This window comes from Providencia sp. Je.9.19 (assembly GCF_051129765.1).
Taxonomy (GTDB): Bacteria; Pseudomonadota; Gammaproteobacteria; order Enterobacterales; family Enterobacteriaceae; genus Providencia.
Window position 1 is genome coordinate 160480 of the sequence record NZ_JBCPSS010000007.1, and the last position, 16371, is coordinate 176850.

The 16371-nt window shown below is 40.9% G+C and carries 16 protein-coding genes; 4 read left to right on the plus strand and 12 right to left on the minus strand.

The features are described 5' to 3' along the window. The first annotated feature begins 76 nt into the window (after positions 1 to 76). Both caiD and caiE read left to right on the plus strand, forming a co-directional pair. Positions 77 to 862 (plus strand): crotonobetainyl-CoA hydratase, encoded by a 786-nt coding sequence (caiD, locus tag AAZR93_RS19130; protein WP_294108421.1) that lies wholly within the window; start codon positions 77 to 79, stop codon positions 860 to 862. Positions 863 to 886: 24 nt separating this feature from the next. Then, a complete protein-coding gene (gene caiE, locus AAZR93_RS19135) occupies positions 887 to 1480 on the plus strand; it encodes a carnitine operon protein CaiE (protein WP_434720758.1) in 594 nt (197 codons plus the stop codon). A 78-nt stretch (positions 1481 to 1558) separates the two neighbouring features. Here the strand turns inward: caiE and caiF are convergent, their stop codons facing one another. The 4 genes from caiF to xseB all read right to left on the minus strand — a co-directional run bounded on the left by caiF (position 1559) and on the right by xseB (position 5838). After that, on the minus strand, positions 1559 to 1960 hold the full coding sequence (gene caiF / locus AAZR93_RS19140; RefSeq protein WP_294108426.1) for a carnitine metabolism transcriptional regulator CaiF: 402 nt from the start codon (positions 1958 to 1960) through the stop codon (positions 1559 to 1561). 613 nt (positions 1961 to 2573) lie between these two features. Then, on the minus strand, positions 2574 to 4442 hold the full coding sequence (dxs, locus tag AAZR93_RS19145) for a 1-deoxy-D-xylulose-5-phosphate synthase (RefSeq protein WP_294109102.1): 1869 nt from the start codon (positions 4440 to 4442) through the stop codon (positions 2574 to 2576). A 223-nt stretch (positions 4443 to 4665) separates the two neighbouring features. After that, the gene (gene ispA / locus AAZR93_RS19150) at positions 4666 to 5583 is read right to left on the minus strand and encodes a (2E,6E)-farnesyl diphosphate synthase (protein WP_434720759.1); all 918 of its coding nucleotides are present in this window, start codon (positions 5581 to 5583) and stop codon (positions 4666 to 4668) included. Between the two features lie 3 nt (positions 5584 to 5586). Beyond that, the gene (gene xseB / locus AAZR93_RS19155) at positions 5587 to 5838 is read right to left on the minus strand and encodes an exodeoxyribonuclease VII small subunit (protein WP_294109109.1); all 252 of its coding nucleotides are present in this window, start codon (positions 5836 to 5838) and stop codon (positions 5587 to 5589) included. A gap of 221 nt (positions 5839 to 6059) precedes the next feature. On the opposite strand from xseB, the gene thiI reads away from it, so the two are divergent. Beyond that, a complete protein-coding gene (thiI, locus tag AAZR93_RS19160; protein ID WP_294108430.1) occupies positions 6060 to 7511 on the plus strand; it encodes a tRNA uracil 4-sulfurtransferase ThiI in 1452 nt (483 codons plus the stop codon). A gap of 52 nt (positions 7512 to 7563) precedes the next feature. On the opposite strand, the gene yajL is transcribed toward thiI, so the two are convergent. Both yajL and panE read right to left on the minus strand, forming a co-directional pair. Further along, positions 7564 to 8157 (minus strand): protein deglycase YajL, encoded by a 594-nt coding sequence (gene yajL, locus AAZR93_RS19165; RefSeq protein ID WP_294108432.1) that lies wholly within the window; start codon positions 8155 to 8157, stop codon positions 7564 to 7566. After that, positions 8120 to 9031 carry a 2-dehydropantoate 2-reductase gene (gene panE, locus AAZR93_RS19170; RefSeq protein WP_294108434.1) on the minus strand — a complete coding sequence of 304 codons (912 nt, stop codon included), beginning with the start codon at positions 9029 to 9031 and terminating at the stop codon, positions 8120 to 8122. Before panE ends, yajL begins: the two co-directional genes overlap by 38 nt. A 250-nt stretch (positions 9032 to 9281) precedes the next feature. On the opposite strand from panE, the gene AAZR93_RS19175 reads away from it, so the two are divergent. Continuing rightward, positions 9282 to 9773, plus strand: coding sequence for a YajQ family cyclic di-GMP-binding protein (locus AAZR93_RS19175; RefSeq protein ID WP_294109116.1), 492 nt, complete (start codon positions 9282 to 9284; stop codon positions 9771 to 9773). Positions 9774 to 9867: 94 nt separating this feature from the next. On the opposite strand, the gene AAZR93_RS19180 is transcribed toward AAZR93_RS19175, so the two are convergent. The 6 genes from AAZR93_RS19180 to cyoA form a co-directional block, all read right to left on the minus strand. Next, positions 9868 to 11232: an MFS transporter gene (locus tag AAZR93_RS19180; RefSeq protein WP_434720760.1), complete on the minus strand. Its 1365-nt coding sequence runs from the start codon at positions 11230 to 11232 to the stop codon at positions 9868 to 9870. A gap of 350 nt (positions 11233 to 11582) precedes the next feature. Beyond that, positions 11583 to 12470: a heme o synthase gene (gene cyoE, locus AAZR93_RS19185; protein WP_294108437.1), complete on the minus strand. Its 888-nt coding sequence runs from the start codon at positions 12468 to 12470 to the stop codon at positions 11583 to 11585. 12 nt (positions 12471 to 12482) lie between these two features. Next, positions 12483 to 12815 (minus strand): cytochrome o ubiquinol oxidase subunit IV, encoded by a 333-nt coding sequence (locus AAZR93_RS19190; RefSeq protein WP_294108439.1) that lies wholly within the window; start codon positions 12813 to 12815, stop codon positions 12483 to 12485. Further along, the gene (locus tag AAZR93_RS19195; protein WP_294108441.1) at positions 12816 to 13430 is read right to left on the minus strand and encodes a cytochrome o ubiquinol oxidase subunit III; all 615 of its coding nucleotides are present in this window, start codon (positions 13428 to 13430) and stop codon (positions 12816 to 12818) included. It lies immediately after the preceding gene. Then, a complete protein-coding gene (gene cyoB / locus AAZR93_RS19200) occupies positions 13420 to 15411 on the minus strand; it encodes a cytochrome o ubiquinol oxidase subunit I (protein ID WP_294108443.1) in 1992 nt (663 codons plus the stop codon). The genes AAZR93_RS19195 and cyoB overlap by 11 nt, the downstream gene beginning before the upstream one ends. A gap of 4 nt (positions 15412 to 15415) precedes the next feature. Further along, positions 15416 to 16363: a cytochrome o ubiquinol oxidase subunit II gene (cyoA, locus tag AAZR93_RS19205; protein ID WP_294108447.1), complete on the minus strand. Its 948-nt coding sequence runs from the start codon at positions 16361 to 16363 to the stop codon at positions 15416 to 15418. Between the last annotated feature and the right edge of the window lie 8 nt (positions 16364 to 16371).

A 16371-nucleotide genomic window follows, 5' to 3' on the forward strand; every position in this document is an offset into this window, starting at 1 on the left:
AACTGATCATTTTACTTTTAATTGTCAGTTTTCAATTTTAACGCACAAGGTATTTTAATAATTAAGGGATTGAACTATGAGCGAATCATTAAAAGTAACACGCAATGGATCGGTACTGGAAATTGTTCTCGATAGACCAAAAGCCAATGCGATTGATGCTAAAACTAGCTTCAAAATGGGTGAAGTATTTTTGAATTTTCGTGATGACCCAACACTGAGAGTGGCGATTATTACAGGGGCGGGGGAGCGATTTTTCTCCGCAGGTTGGGATCTTAAATCCGCAGCTGAGGGCGAAGCCCCTGATGCAGATTTTGGCCCCGGTGGTTTCGCAGGGTTAACTGAAATTTTTAATCTGAATAAACCTGTTATTGCCGCGGTAAACGGTTATGCTTTTGGTGGTGGATTTGAGCTTGCGCTCGCGGCAGATATGATTATTTGTGCGGAAAACGCCAGCTTTGCTTTGCCAGAAGCACAATTAGGTATCGTACCAGATAGTGGCGGTGTCCTGCGTTTACCTAAAATATTACCCGCGCCTATAGTGAATGAAATGGTGATGACAGGCAGACGTATGGATGCGCAGGAAGCATTACGCTGGGGTATTGCTAACTATGTTGTTCCTATCGATGAATTAATGACTAAAGCACGTGAGATAGCTGAACAAATCACCCAGAGTGCGCCATTAGCGGTTGCCGCATTAAAAGAGATTTTCCGTGCTACAGCGGAGCTATCTGTCGAGGAAGGCTATCAATTGATGCGCAGTGGTACGTTAACAAATTATCCAGATGTTCTTCACTCTGAAGATGCGACCGAAGGACCTTTAGCATTTGCAGAGAAAAGAGAGCCAAACTGGAAAGGTCGTTAAACTTAACGTAATAATAGAGGCATTATGAGCTTTTATGCATTTGAAGGGGTGATCCCCGTGGTTCATCCAACCGCTTATATCCATCCCTCAGCTGTTATTATTGGGGATGTTATTATTGGCGAAGGTGTATTTGTTGGGCCACATGCCTCTTTACGTGGCGATTATGGACGCTTAATTATTGAAGCTGGCGCAAATATCCAAGATGGTTGCATTATGCACGGATACAGCAATGTAGAAACAATAGTTCGTGAATGTGGTCATATTGGTCATGGCGCAATACTGCACGGTTGCATTATTGGTCGTGATACATTAATTGGTATGCACAGTGTGATTATGGATGGTGCAGTTATTGGCGATGAAAGTATCGTGGCGGCAATGAGCTTTGTGAAAGCAGGGTTTGTTGGGGAAACAAGGCAGCTTCTTGTGGGCAGTCCCGCTCGCTATCTTCGCCGAGTCACTGATGATGAAATGTATTGGAAGCGTTTAAACACCAAAGAATATCAAGATTTAGCGGGGCGATACCATTTAGGATTACAAGAAACAATGCCATTAACTGAGATCGAGGCAAACCGTCCTTTGCTAGTCGGCACAACAGATGTCAAACCGAAAGGGCAGTAAATAAATAAGTTCTACGTGATTAGATAATGTAAAACGCAGTTATAAAAATTCAATAAACCTGCGTTTTACAGATCAATATTAAATCGCTTCACGGCGCTGTGCTTTTGACAGCATCCACTGCCATTTTTGTTCTCTATTAAGCTCAGTAGGCGGAACTGCTGCCATTTTAGCAGGAGAGCTAAGCGTTACTTTTTCAGATTGATAGCCTCTAAGACGAGAATAGAGTTGGTTATCAATACCTTTGACTTTAATCAGCCTTTGGCACTGACATCCTCTACCTGCAAGTTTATTTGGGATCATTTTAATTTCACATTGGATCTCAGTCACATCTGAAAGAATATAAGAGATAATATTGACCGCATTAGGATGCGGAATATCAAAATTATTTGATATTTCTCGGGCTGTTGTCCAACGGTCTTGCTTTAAGATCCAACTTGCAATAGATAAATACAAGGGTTCATTAATATATTGTCCACACATAAGCACTCCAAAATCTAATAATTAAATTCTTCTAATAAAGAGAAACTATATGCTAATTTTAGTTTGACTGGTGAATAACTGTTATTAAGTTATTAAATAAGAATATAAATATATCGATTAATTAATTTCGGGTTAAATTTGTTAAATTAACACAGTTAATATTATCACTTTTATAAATTTGCTTTCTTATGTCTAAGTCGCTGCATACATAAGGTAAGCATTCCCAGACTACGGGCGTTTAATGAGATTAATTCAATATTTAAATTATCATGAAACACCGTGATACACTTCATACTAATAGATTTTAAAATAATTTGCATGCCTTTATTTGTAATATTTACATTTAAATCAGATGTTCTTGTTTTAATAAAAAGTAAAAATAATTATTTTACTTATAAATAAATTTTAATTATGTTTTTTTATTAGATTGAATGATATTGGGATACGTTTAAAATGTAAATAAAAAGGATTTAAAGTTATTTATATTTAAATGGTAATATAAATGAATACTATTACTCACAAGCGGTGTGAAGCTGTTCTTCGGTGTGGTTTGCTTTTTATGCAATAAAATAGAAGTAGGCACTGCGTATTGCAATGCCTACTGAATTAAAGATTAAGGTTTGTCGAGATAAGTGGTGATCGAGCGAACAATGCCAACGCAATCTAGACCAAGTTCTGAGATTAGCTCTTCTTGGCTGCCTTGAGAGATAAAAAAATCAGGTAATCCAAGATTTAATACCGGTAAAATTTTCTTTTCACGCATCAAAAATTCATTAACACCACTACCTGCACCACCCATGATGGCATTTTCTTCCAGTGTCACAATGAATTCATGGTTGTTTGCCATATCAAGGATTAGTGCCTCATCAAGTGGCTTCACGAAGCGCATATCAACAACAGTGGCATTGAGTTGCTCAGCGGCTTCTAATGCGTGGCTTAATAAAGTACCAAAGCATAAGATAGCGATTTTCTCACCTTGACGACGAATAATACCTTTACCTATTGGCAGCGGCGATAGCGGCTTAAGTTCCACACCGGTTCCCGTTCCTCTTGGATAACGAACTGCGGTTGGGCCATCTTGGTATTGATATCCTGTATGTAACATTTGGCGACATTCATCTTCATCACTCGGTGTCATGATGATCATAGTTGGAATGCAGCGTAAGAATGAAATATCAAATGATCCTTGGTGGGTTTGACCGTCAGCACCAACAATTCCTGCGCGATCAATAGCAAACATGACGGGCAGTTTTTGAATAGCCACATCGTGGATCACTTGGTCGTAGCCACGTTGTAAGAAAGTCGAATAAATTGCTACAATCGGTTTATAACCGCCAATAGCTAGACCAGCGGCAAAGGTAACTGCGTGCTGTTCAGCAATCGCGACATCGAAATATTGGTCAGGATATTCTTTTGAGAAACGAACCATACCCGAGCCTTCACGCATTGCTGGTGTGATAGCCATCAGTTTTTCGTCATCTCGCGCTTCTTCACACAGCCAGTCACCAAAAATTTTAGAGAATGTGGGACCTGTTTCTTTACTTTTAGGTAGTGTGAATGTGCTTGGATCGAATTTAGGCACTGCATGCCAGCTGATAGGATCTTTTTCTGCCGGCTCGTAGCCACGACCTTTTTTGGTCATAATATGCAAAAATTGAGGACCTTTAAGGTCTCGCATATTTTTTAAGGTCTGGGTTAAGGCAACGACATCATGGCCATCAACAGGACCGATATAATTAAAACCTAATTCTTCAAACATAGTACCAGGTACTACCATGCCTTTTATGTGCTCTTCAGTTTTCTTCAATAATTCTTTAATAGGCGGAATGCCTGAGAAAACTTTTTTGCCACCTTCACGTAGCGTAGTATACAGCTTGCCTGAGAGTAGGTGCGCTAAATGGTTATTCAGTGCACCGACGTTTTCAGAAATAGACATTTCGTTATCATTGAGGATCACCAACATATCTGTTTCTGCATCGCCCGCATGGTTCATTGCTTCAAAAGCCATACCCGCAGTAATCGCACCATCACCAATTACACAGACAGTTTTACGATTTTTATTCTCTTTTTTGGCGGCAATCGCCATACCTAAACCTGCACTAATTGAGGTTGAGGAGTGACCTACACTTAAAATGTCATATTCACTTTCAGCGCGCCAAGGGAAAGGGTGCAAACCATTTTTTTGGCGAATAGTATCAATTCTATCGCGACGACCCGTTAAAATCTTATGTGGATAGGCTTGGTGCCCAACATCCCAGACAAGGTTGTCGAAAGGAGTTTTATACACATAATGTAATGCCACGGTAAGCTCAACGGCACCAAGACCGGAAGCAAAGTGACCGCTTGAACGTCCCACGCTATTAAGTAAAAATTGCCTAAGCTCATCACAAAGCTTAGGCAAGCTCTCTTTAGGCAGCAGACGAAGTTCATCTGGTGTCTCGGCTAGTGCCAGCGTAGGGTATTTAGCGATGTCGATACTCATTAGGTGCTCACTTTTAATTAATAAAAAAATACCCGTCATACTTCAAGCTGTAGGGGCGTTGGTTTCGCTATGCCACCCAAGTCTCATACTTTTGTATGCTCCTCGGGATAGGTCTACCTACAATTTGAATTATTAGGGTATAACCCGTCATACAATTTAAATTACATCGGGTAATAATGTTGTAATTATCGGCCTTATGAATGCCAAAAGGCAAAGCATATTGTCAGCTTTTACGCTCAATAATGAAATTAGCTAAAGCTTTCAGCATTTCTATATTATAGCCTTGCGATTGGATAGTCTCTAAAGCTGCAATTGAATTATGATAGAGCTCACGTGCTTTTTGTTGTGCAGATTCAAGGCCTAACAGGGATGGATAAGTACTTTTCTCATGTTCAGCATCTGCACCTTGACGCTTACCTGTCACCGAACTGTCGCCAATAACGTCTAGGATATCGTCTTGGACCTGAAAGGCAAGGCCGATAGATTCAGCATATTTATCTAAAGCCGGTAATAATAAATGACCTTTTTCACCTGCAGAATATGCGCCTAAACGAATTGCTGAGCGAATGAGTGCGCCTGTTTTATGTTGATGAATACGTTCTAGGGCAGCAAGATCAATGCGTTTACCTTCTGCATCAAGATCTAAAGCTTGTCCGCCACACATACCCGCGAGGCCACTTGCATAAGATAGCTCTGCAATCATTGCAATTCTGTCTTTGTCGCAAACATCTGGCATTTGTGCTGATGACAATAATTGAAAGGCTAATGTTTGTAGGGCATCACCCGCTAAAACTGCATTACCTTCACCAAACTTGATATGACAAGTCGGTTGACCTCTGCGTAGGTCGTCGTCATCCATAGCAGGTAAATCGTCATGAATTAACGAATAAGCATGAATGCATTCAACGGCAGCAGCGGGCACATCTAAGTTTTCTTGGGATACACCCAGCATTGAACCTACAGCATAGGTTAAAAATGGGCGTAAACGTTTTCCACCCAATAATGTGCCATATTTCATTGCTTGAGCTAAAGGTAAATCAGCAAAAGGTAATGCATCTAAGGCTGTTAATAAATATTGATTAACTCTTTCGTGGGCTTGTTGCTGTTGCTGAACGAAATTATTTAGGTATTTTTCGGACATAATTTATTCTGTATCAGGTGAAAAATCATCAAGGGGTTTATTTTCATCATCACTAAGCAGAATTTGAACACGTTGTTCTGCTTGTTGTAAGACTTTTTGGCCCTGCTTAGCAATTTGAACACCGCGTTCAAACTCATTTAGCGCATCCTCTAATGGAAGATCGCCAGACTCAAGGCGAGCAACGATTTGCTCAAGCTCTTTTAGCGAGTTTTCAAAACTAACAGTTGGAACTTTTTGGGATTTTTCTTTAGCCATCATTCATTAACCAGTAATGTTAAATCACTTGTTCGAAGGTATTTTAATTGTTTAGCAGACTAACGCAGTCTCGGCGTGGTTACAATTTATTATTGGTGTTTTTAGATTCGCCGCGCAAGATAGTGTTATAATGTTTCCCATTATTGACAATCGGTAAAGTGTACGTGTGTCGCGTTTAAAATACGTTCGTTTTTCCCTATAACCTTGAACATGCCGCTATTATGAAGTTTATCATTAAGTTATTCCCAGAAATTACCATTAAAAGCCAGACTGTTAGAATACGATTCATTAAAATCCTAACCAGTAGTATCCGTAACGTCCTTAAACCGTTTGGTGAAGAAATCGCGGTTGTCCGTCATTGGGATAACATTGAAGTGCGTGTAAAAGGGGAAACACAACACGACGAAATTTGCGATATGCTAAGTCGTATTCCTGGTATTCACCATATTCTTGAAGTGGAAGATAAACCCTTCACCAGCTTGCACCATATCTATGAGATGGTGTATGAATATTATGCGCCTTCACTTGAAAATAAAACCTTTTGTGTTCGAGTAAAACGTAGAGGTAAACATGAATTTACCTCGATTGAGGCAGAGCGTTATATTGGCGGTGGGTTAAATCAACACATTGCGACAGCAAAAGTTAAACTGACTGATCCTGATACAACTGTGCATTTAGAAATTGAAGATGAAAATCTTATTTTAGTTAAAGCGCGTATTGAAGGAATTGGTGGTTTCCCCATTGGAACTCAAGAAGATGTTTTATCCTTAATTTCAGGTGGATTTGACTCTGGTGTTTCTAGCTATATGTTGATGCGCCGCGGTTGCCGTGTTCACTACTGCTTCTTTAATCTTGGTGGTGCGGCACATGAAATTGGTGTGAAGCAAATTGCGCACTATTTATGGAATCGTTTTGGTAGCTCGCACAAAGTTCGTTTTATTTCGGTTAACTTTGAACCTGTTGTCGCTGAAATTTTAGAAAAAGTTGATGACGGTCAGATGGGCGTTGTGCTTAAGCGCATGATGGTTCGCGCTGCATCTAAAGTTGCTGAACGTTATGGTGTTCAAGCGATTGTCACCGGTGAAGCGTTAGGGCAAGTTTCTAGCCAAACACTGACTAATTTGCGTCTTATCGATAATGCCTCTGATACCTTGATTTTAAGACCACTTATTTCCCATGATAAAGAGCACATTATTAAAGTAGCTCGCCAGATTGGAACTGAAGAGTTTTCAAGAACGATGCCTGAATATTGTGGCGTTATCTCAAAAAGTCCAACAGTTAAAGCGGTTAAAGCTAAAATTGAAGCGGAAGAAGCTAACTTTGATTTTAGTATTTTAGATGCGGTTGTTCAGCAATCACAAAATATTGATATTCGCCAAATCGCGCAGGAAAGCCTTGAGAAGGTGCCTGAAGTTGAAATGGTTAGTGATTTATCCGCGGCTAATGAAGTCGTCTTAGATATCCGCTCACCGGATGAACATGAAGATAAGCCTTTGGTGATTGACGGTATTGAAGTTAAACACATTCCGTTTTACCGTTTAAGTACGCAGTTCGGTGATTTACCGAAAGAAAAAACCTATTTGTTGTATTGCGATCGTGGGGTCATGAGCCGTTTGCAAGCGCTATACTTGAAAGAACAAGGGTTTGATAATATTAAGGTTTATCGTCCGTAATCGCTTATTTAAAAAGAGCAGGGGAACCAATAAACCTGCTCTTTTTAAGGTACTAATCTTCTAAATAATCATTGATCCCGTTGGGTAAAACCAATTGTGATGCAACCTCGCCAGCAATTTTTCGACCAAGTAATAATTCAATCAGTTTTAATGCAAAATCAAATGAGGTTGCAGGACCTTGGCTGGTTAACAAATTAACGCGCTCATCGAAGTAAACACGTTTATCGACCCATCTATTCGTTGGAATTTTATCTTTCAATGTCGGGAAGGCGGTCATATTACCGAATGGAAATAACTGGTGATATTCTAAAACCACGACTGGAGCTGCACAAATTGCGGCCACAATTTTACCATCAAGATGCATGCGTCGTACTTTTTCAACCACTAAAGGACTATCACGAAAAACCTCAGCACCCGCGAGTCCTCCGGGTAATACGATGGCATCAAAAGGCTCATCCGCCACATTGATTAGTGGGGTATCCGCAATAAACTTCATTCCTCTTGATGCAGTAATTTCAACGGAGCTATCTTCGGTGACGCTAGCTAGCGTCACTTGTATACCAGCTCTGACAAGTAAATCAGCCGTAGTGACTGTTTCTATTTCTTCACTACCATTGGCTACGCATATTAGAACTGAAGCCGTCATATTGTTGTTCTCTATTTTTAACTAAGTGATATAAACGGTCATTTTCCGGCGTTTGGAGACCATGAGCTCTGGCTTGCTTTATCAAATATCCAGTAATGTAATCAATTTCTGTGCGCCGATGATTACGAATGTCTTGCAGCATTGATGAATAGTTATCTTTTGTATTATCAATGATGCCATAAATGTACTCGGTAAGTTCGGCTTTGTCGGTATGTAATCCTTCAGCGGTCATGACCTGACAAATTTCATCAATAATGCGTTCAACTTGTTTAACGTGATGAATAAGCGCACCATTTTTATCATTATATTCGACAGTGAGCGGATTTATCACGCAGTTTGCAATTAACTTTCGCCAACAGGTCGTTATAATTTGATTGTGCCATGCAACGTCAGGTAAGGCTTCATGTAGGACATCAGCAATAGGGTAATAAAATTCAGCTTGAGAATTGACGGCACCAATATGAGTAATACCATTAGCAACATGAAAGACTTGGTTGTGCTCTTGCCAAGCAGCATGAGTTGTTACCCCACTTAAAAATGGGTGTCGTAAAGCGCCGAGCTCTTCAATTGTCCCCATTCCGTTATGGAGCAGTAAAATGGGGCTAGTTTCAGGAATACTGCTAAGTAGTGGCAGCAATGCATCAGAAACTTGCCACGCTTTTAGACAGACAATCACTAACTCGCTGGTATTAAGGTGATTAATATTATTACAAGGAATGAGTTCGCGAAAAGTACGGCCATCGGGCTCATTGACATCAACAAATAAATCCGGTTGAGCAATACGTAACCAGCCTTGGGTATCATGGCCTTGCAAGGTCAGCGAAGCAAGCCAGAGCTTGCCTATCGCACCGCAACCAATAAGGGTTATTTTCATCGGGCCCCTCTAAAATAATACCACTTTGAAATAGGCTATCTAAACTTTACCTTGTAAAGTCTATCAGATAGATATCCAGTATATACTCTAACGAATTCAAGTTGTAGGAAGAGAGTAAATGAATGAGACTCACAGAGCACAGATAAGTGAATAAGCGCAGCTAACAATGCAACAGCTCGCGCAACAACTTGAAGTATGGCAACTAAAAACGTTATTATGCGCACAACATTGATTATCAGGAGGCCTTAATATGCCATCATTTGATATTGTATCTGAAGTTGAAATGAATGAAGTCCGTAATGCGGTAGAAAATGCTCAGCGCGAGCTTACAACCCGTTGGGATTTTAAAAACGTAGAAGCTAGCATTGAATTGAACGAAAAAAATGAATCTATAAAAGTGACCAGTGCGTCAGACTTTCAGGTTCTTCAGTTGATTGATATTCTACGAGAAAAAATGTCAAAACGTGGTATTGATGGCGCGGTACTTAAAGTGCCTGAAGACGTTGTCCATAGTGGTAAAACCTATAGTGTAGAGGTTACTCTACAAGAAGGTATTGATGCTGCGACCGCGAAAAAAATCATTAAACTGATTAAAGACAGTAAATTAAAAGTTCAAGCGCAAATTCAAGGTGAGCAAGTCCGTGTGACTGGGAAAGCGCGCGATGACCTACAAGGGGTTATGGCGTTAGTGCGTTCTGGTGATTTAGGTCAACCGTTCCAATTTAATAATTTCCGCGATTAATTTACACGATTGATTTTCGATTAGCCCACTTTATGTGGGCTAATTTAGCTAAAAATAATACATTTAAAAAGAATAGTTTGAAGACGAATAAATGTTAATCAGCGTGAATAATTGCTTCGAGTTGTTCTCGCGAAATCACTTTTCTATCAATTTTGACATAAACGCTCATTTCTTCATCAATTATCACGACTTCCATTACCCCTTCTTGAGACTCAAGCTGTTGCTGAAGTCGCGCTATATTTTTAAAGCGATGGGGTAATATTAAGCGAATACTGCTGACATAAGGGGGTTGTTGCATTGTTAGGCTGATAATGAACCACACAATAGTGAGCACTAACCCACTGATAAATACCGTGCTTGCACCATCAAAGTCATATAGCCATCCACCTAAAATTCCACCAATAGCGACACCTAAAAATTGGCTGGTAGAGTAAACACCCATCGCAGTACCTTTATAACCCGCCGGCGCTTCTTTGCTGATGAGCGAAGGTAAAATTGCTTCCATCACATTGAATGCAATGAAAAAGAGTTGAATACCGATAAAAATTACCCATAAATGGCTGCCAGATAACCACAACGTCACTTCCGCAAGTGCCAGAACCACAATGCAAAATAGGAAAACCTGCTTCATTTTGCGGTATTTTTCTGCGTAGATAATAAAAGGCAATACAGTGACAAAGGCGATTAACATGGTGATCAAATAGGCTTTCCAATGATCTTTAGCTAAATAACCTGCGTCGGTCATGATCAACGGAAGTGCAACAAAGCTCGACATCAAGAGTGCGTGCAAACATAAAATACCGATATTAAGCTTAAGTAGTGGCGGATGCATCAGCACGGTTTTTAAGTTACTTTTTACAAAAGCAGACTCACGGTTCACTGTATGATGACTGCTATTGGGTACGACAAAAATCGTCACAACGATGGCACCAATGGCCAGTAGCGTAATTCCCCAAAATAGCCCACTTAATCCAACCATATGCGTGATGATAGGCCCTAATACTAAGGCGATCGCAAAGGTTACCCCAAAGCTAATGCCTAAAAAGGCCATGGCTTTGGTTCGATTCTGTTCACGGGTTAAGTCTGAAAGAAGAGCCATTACGGCAGCTGAAATTGCCCCAGCCCCTTGTAATGCGCGACCAATAATAATTCCCCATATAGAATCGCTGAGGGCGGCAACAACACTACCAATAATAAAGATGACTAAACCAAAAATAATTAAGGGTTTACGGCCTATTTTGTCAGACATCAAGCCAAAAGGGATTTGAAATAGTGCTTGGCTTAAACCATAAATACCAATAGCAACACCCACTAAAAATTCACTGGCTCCCTGCAAATGTAAGCCATAACTGGTCAAAATAGGTAAGACCATAAACATGCCAAGCATGCGAAGGGAGAAAATAGAACCCAGTCCCCAAGTGGCGCGGAGTTCTAGGGGGGTCATTTTGTTATCATTCATTTTTATTCTTCATATTTCGTGCTGTAGCGGTGTTGGCTTCTCTTGGCTACTTAGGTCACATACTTATGTATGCTCCCTAAGGTATCCTCGTTTGCCGCCTTGCTACAACACGAACTATTTTGAATAAACACGTTATGTTGTAGCAAAAATAATTTAAATCAAGCTATTAGCATTTTTAATAGTGCATTTAATATCTAGCTTATAAATAGCAAGCGGCTATTTAACCATAAAATAGATTAATATAGATAGGCAGAATAAGTAAAAGTGAGTTGCAAAAGCAGTTAGAGATAAATAAAAATGGCAGGGAAGCCCCCGCCATTTATATATGCTTATCATTAATGATGAATAAATTATCTAACGAGTGCTATAACAGTATCGCTTGAAACGATAGGGTCGATTGACATCATCACACTTAGCGAAGTTATCGCAACAATTGAGAAGATGAACAATTTTCTTGCCCAAACACGGTCATCATTTTCGGTTTTGAAACCCGAAATAGCCATGCCAAGCCACCATAAGCTCACTGCTGCACCAACTATTAAATATTTATAACCAGCGTATCCGCTGATTGCCAACATTAACGTTGCGACCATAAACGCTAGGATGTACAAGAAGATATGTGTTTTAGCGACAGATATTCCCTTGATAACCGGCAGAACCGGAATGTTAGCTGCCTGATAATCCTTAAAGCGGAAAATGGCAATGGCATAGGAATGCGGCATTTGCCACAAGCTGAAGATTAATAACAGGATAAGAGCACCTGCATCAAATTCATTTGTGACTGCGCAGTAACCGATAACCGGTGGTGCTGCGCCAGAAAGGCTGCCAATTAATGTGCCATATACTGATTTACGTTTCATATAAAGGCTATAAACGCCAACATAAACAATGAAACCAATTATCGCCAGCAGCATTGCCAGTGCATTAGCTGCTACGAGTAGCAGCACAACACCTGCAATACCTAACACAGTTGCGTAAATCAGACTAACTTTCGGGTCAATCAGCCCTTTAACTAAAGGGCGATTCTTGGTTCTTTCCATGATACGGTCAATATCACGGTCAATGTAGTTGTTGAAAACACAACCAGAAGCCACGACCAGTGATACACCCAGCAAAGTCGCAATAAACAGCGGATAATCTATCGAGCCTTTTGAGGCAAGGAGAAAACCGCCGATCACAGAAATCAGATTTCCGAAGATAATTCCTGGTTTGGTCACTTGCAGGTATTTCTTAAACATAATGGCAACTCTTTAGTCGAGCATCATATTGATGTTCAGGTTGTACATAATCCACAGAGAGCCAATTACAACGATACCGACGATTAGCATAGTGAACAGGAATGCTACGAGGTTCCATCGCTCATCTGATGATGTGTTCATGTGTAAGAAGCATATAAGGTGAACAAAGATTTGCACAACAGCCATCCCAACAACAGTCCAAAGGATTGCGGCTTGTGATGCAGTACCTTCCATCACCATCCAGAAAGGAATTACTGTCAGGATAATAGACAGAATAAAACCAATCATGTAAGTCTTAACGCTACCGTGGCTTGCTCCGGTATGAGCATCTTTTGCATGACTCATTTAAATTGCCCCCAGCAGATAAACAACGGTAAATACACAGATCCAAACAACATCTAAGAAGTGCCAGAACAGGCTAAGGCAATTTAGACGCGTCTTGTTGACTTCAGTTAGACCACGGCGAGAAACTTGGATCATCATGATGATAATCCAAATCAGACCTGCGGTGACGTGCAGACCATGCGTAGCAACTAAAGCGAAGAATCCAGATAAGAAGCCACTGCGATCAGGACCAAAGCCTTCAGAGATAAGCTCATGGAACTCATAGACTTCCATAAATACGAAGCCAAGACCCAGTAAGAACGTTGCAAACAGCCATAAATTGACGAATGCAATTTTGCCTCTGTGCATGGCAATCATCGCGAAGCCGTAAGTGATACTACTGACTAACAGTAAGAATGTTTCACCTAATACGAACTTCAGACTGAAGATGTCTTTACCTGCGGGGCCACCAGCAGTGCCATCAGCCAAAACAACATAGGTTGCAAATAGGCAGGCAAACAGGATCAAGTCACTCATTATGTAGATCCAGAAACCAAAGACTTTAGTTCCGCCTGCATCATGATGCCCATGCTCTGCATGGGCTAAGTTTTGATTAGTCACTGTATTAGTTGACATCGTTCACACCTGCCTTACGTAATTCTTCAAAGTGCTTATTCTCGATTTGCTCGATTTCAGCCACAGGTACGTAGTAATCAACATCTTCGTCGAAGCTTTTTGCAATCCAAGTAACAATCATGCCACCAAAACCAACGATTGCGAGCCACCAGATGTGCCAGATCATTGCGAAACCTAATAACAAGCTAAATGCAGCGATAATTACGCCAGCGCCTGTATTTTTTGGCATATGAATTTCTTCATATGAAGTTGGTTTTTTATGAGCGGTACCTTTCTCTTTCATATCCCACCAAGCATCACGCGTTTGAATATGTGGTTCAACGGCGAAGTTATAGAATGGTGGTGGAGAAGAGGTTGCCCACTCCAGTGTACGTCCACCCCATGGGTCACCGGTTAAATCACGGTTAGCATGGCGGTCACGAATACTGACAATGACTTGAATTACCTGACATGCAATACCAAGTGCAATGACCGCAGCACCAACTGCAGCAGTTACGAGCATTGCGTGGTAAGCAGGATCAATATTCTGGCTTAGGCGACGAGTCATACCCATGAAGCCTAGGATATATAGCGGCATAAATGCTAAGAAGAAACCGATAATCCAGAACCAGAATGCGCGAACACCCCATTTCTCATTTAATGAGAAACCGTATGCTTTCGGGAACCAGTAAGTCATACCAGCAAAACAACCGAATACAACACCACCGATAATTACGTTATGGAAGTGAGCAATTAAGAATAGGCTGTTATGTAGAACGAAGTTTGCACCCGGAACGGCTAATAGAACACCTGTCATACCACCAACTGAGAAGGTGATGATAAAACCGATAGTCCATAACATTGGGGATTTTAATTCGATACGACCTTGGTACATGGTGAACAGCCAGTTGAAAATCTTAACCCCAGTTGGGATTGCGATAATCATGGTTGCAACACCAAAGAAGGCATTGACGTTTGCACCAGACCCCATGGTAAAGAAGTGGTGTAGCCAAACGACGAATGACATCACGGTAATGGCGATTGTTGCCCAAACCAAAGAGGTATAACCGAATAGACGTTTTTTGGAGAATGTTGCTGCAACTTCTGAGAATACACCAAATACAGGCAGTACAAGGATATAAACTTCAGGATGTCCCCAAGCCCAAATCAAGTTAATGTACATCATCATGTTGCCACCCATATCATTCGTGAAGAAATGAGTGCCAATATAGCGGTCTAATGTCAGTAACGTGAGGGTAACTGTTAAAATAGGGAAAGCTGCAATAATTAGGATGTTGGTACAAAATGCTGTCCAAGTAAAGACAGGCATTTTCATCATCGACATACCTGGTGCACGCATACGGATAATCGTCGCGAAGAAGTTAACACCTGTCAATAATGTACCTATACCGGATATCTGTAGACTCCAAAGCCAGTAATCGACCCCGACGCCAGGATTGTACTCCAAGCCAGATAGTGGTGGGTAAGCTAACCAACCTGTTTGTGCGAATTCGCCAACCCCTAAAGAGATGTTGATAAGTACAACACCAACAACAAAGAACCAGAAGCTCAATGAGTTTAGGAATGGGAAGGCAACGTCACGAGCACCAATTTGCAGAGGAACTACAAAGTTCATCAAACCAACAACAAATGGAGTTGCCATGAAGAAAATCATGATAACGCCGTGTGCGGTAAAGATTTGGTCATAGTGATGAGGGTTTAAATAACCTTCTTGGCCAGCAGAGGCTAGAACTTGCTGACCACGCATCATGATGGCATCCGCGAAGCCGCGGAATAACATAACCATCGCAACGATGATATACATGATACCAATTTTTTTGTGGTCAACTGTTGTTAGCCACTCTTTCCACAACCATTTCCATTTACCAAAATAGGTAATCACACCCAGTAATGCTAGTCCACCTAGGACAATAGCGATCAGTGTGATAACAATAATTGGCTCATGAAGTGGAATTGCATCTAGTGTTAATTTTCCGAACATGCCCTTATTCCTCAGCGCCTGCATGAGCATTATGGCCCATATGCATAGATTGATCTGTAGATTCTTTAGTCGTTTCTACAGGCGCGTGACCTTGATGGTGTTCATGACCAAACTTGAGAACAATTTCGTCATACAGTTTAGGTTTCACGCTAGAGAAGTAGGTAACAGGAACGTTAATGCTAGGCTTAGCGACTTCATCAAATGCCTGCATTGTATCCATGGTTTTAGGTGAAGTTTTCACCTTTTGTACCCACTCTTCGAAGCCTTGGCGGTCAGGAGTTGCAATTGCATTGAACTTCATATCGGAGAAGCCTTTGCCACTATAGCTTGCAGAGAAGCCTTTATAGGTGCCAGGTTCATTAGCGATTAAGTGAAGTTTAGTTTGCATACCCGCCATCGCGTAGATTTGGCCACCCAAAGATGGAATGAAGAACGAGTTCATCACCGAATCAGACGTGATTTTGAAGTTTACAGGCACACCAGTAGGGAATGCGATTTCGTTAACTGTTGCAATACCTTGCTCTGGATAAATGAATATCCATTTCCAGTCGGCAGAAATAACTTCAATGGTAATAGGTTCCTGATCACTAACTAATGGCTGATACGGATCCAGCTCATGCGTCGTTTTCCAAGTAATGGTACCGAGAATAATGATAATAATGATAGGAACAGTCCAGCAGACTAGCTCAATTTTATTTGAGTGAGCCCAGTTAGGACGATAGGTTGCTGACTTATTGGATTCACGGTATTTCATAGCAAAAATAAATGCCATAAAGATAACAGGGATCACAACAAGGAGCATTAAGCCAACTGCAATAAGAATTAGCTCTTTTTGTTTAACGCCAACGGCGCCTTTTGGGTCCATCAACACCATATCACAACCGCCTAATAGTAAGGCTGCTACAACCAGTGAGATTGCTCCAATACTTTTTTTGTAGTTCATAAGTCTCATCCACGACC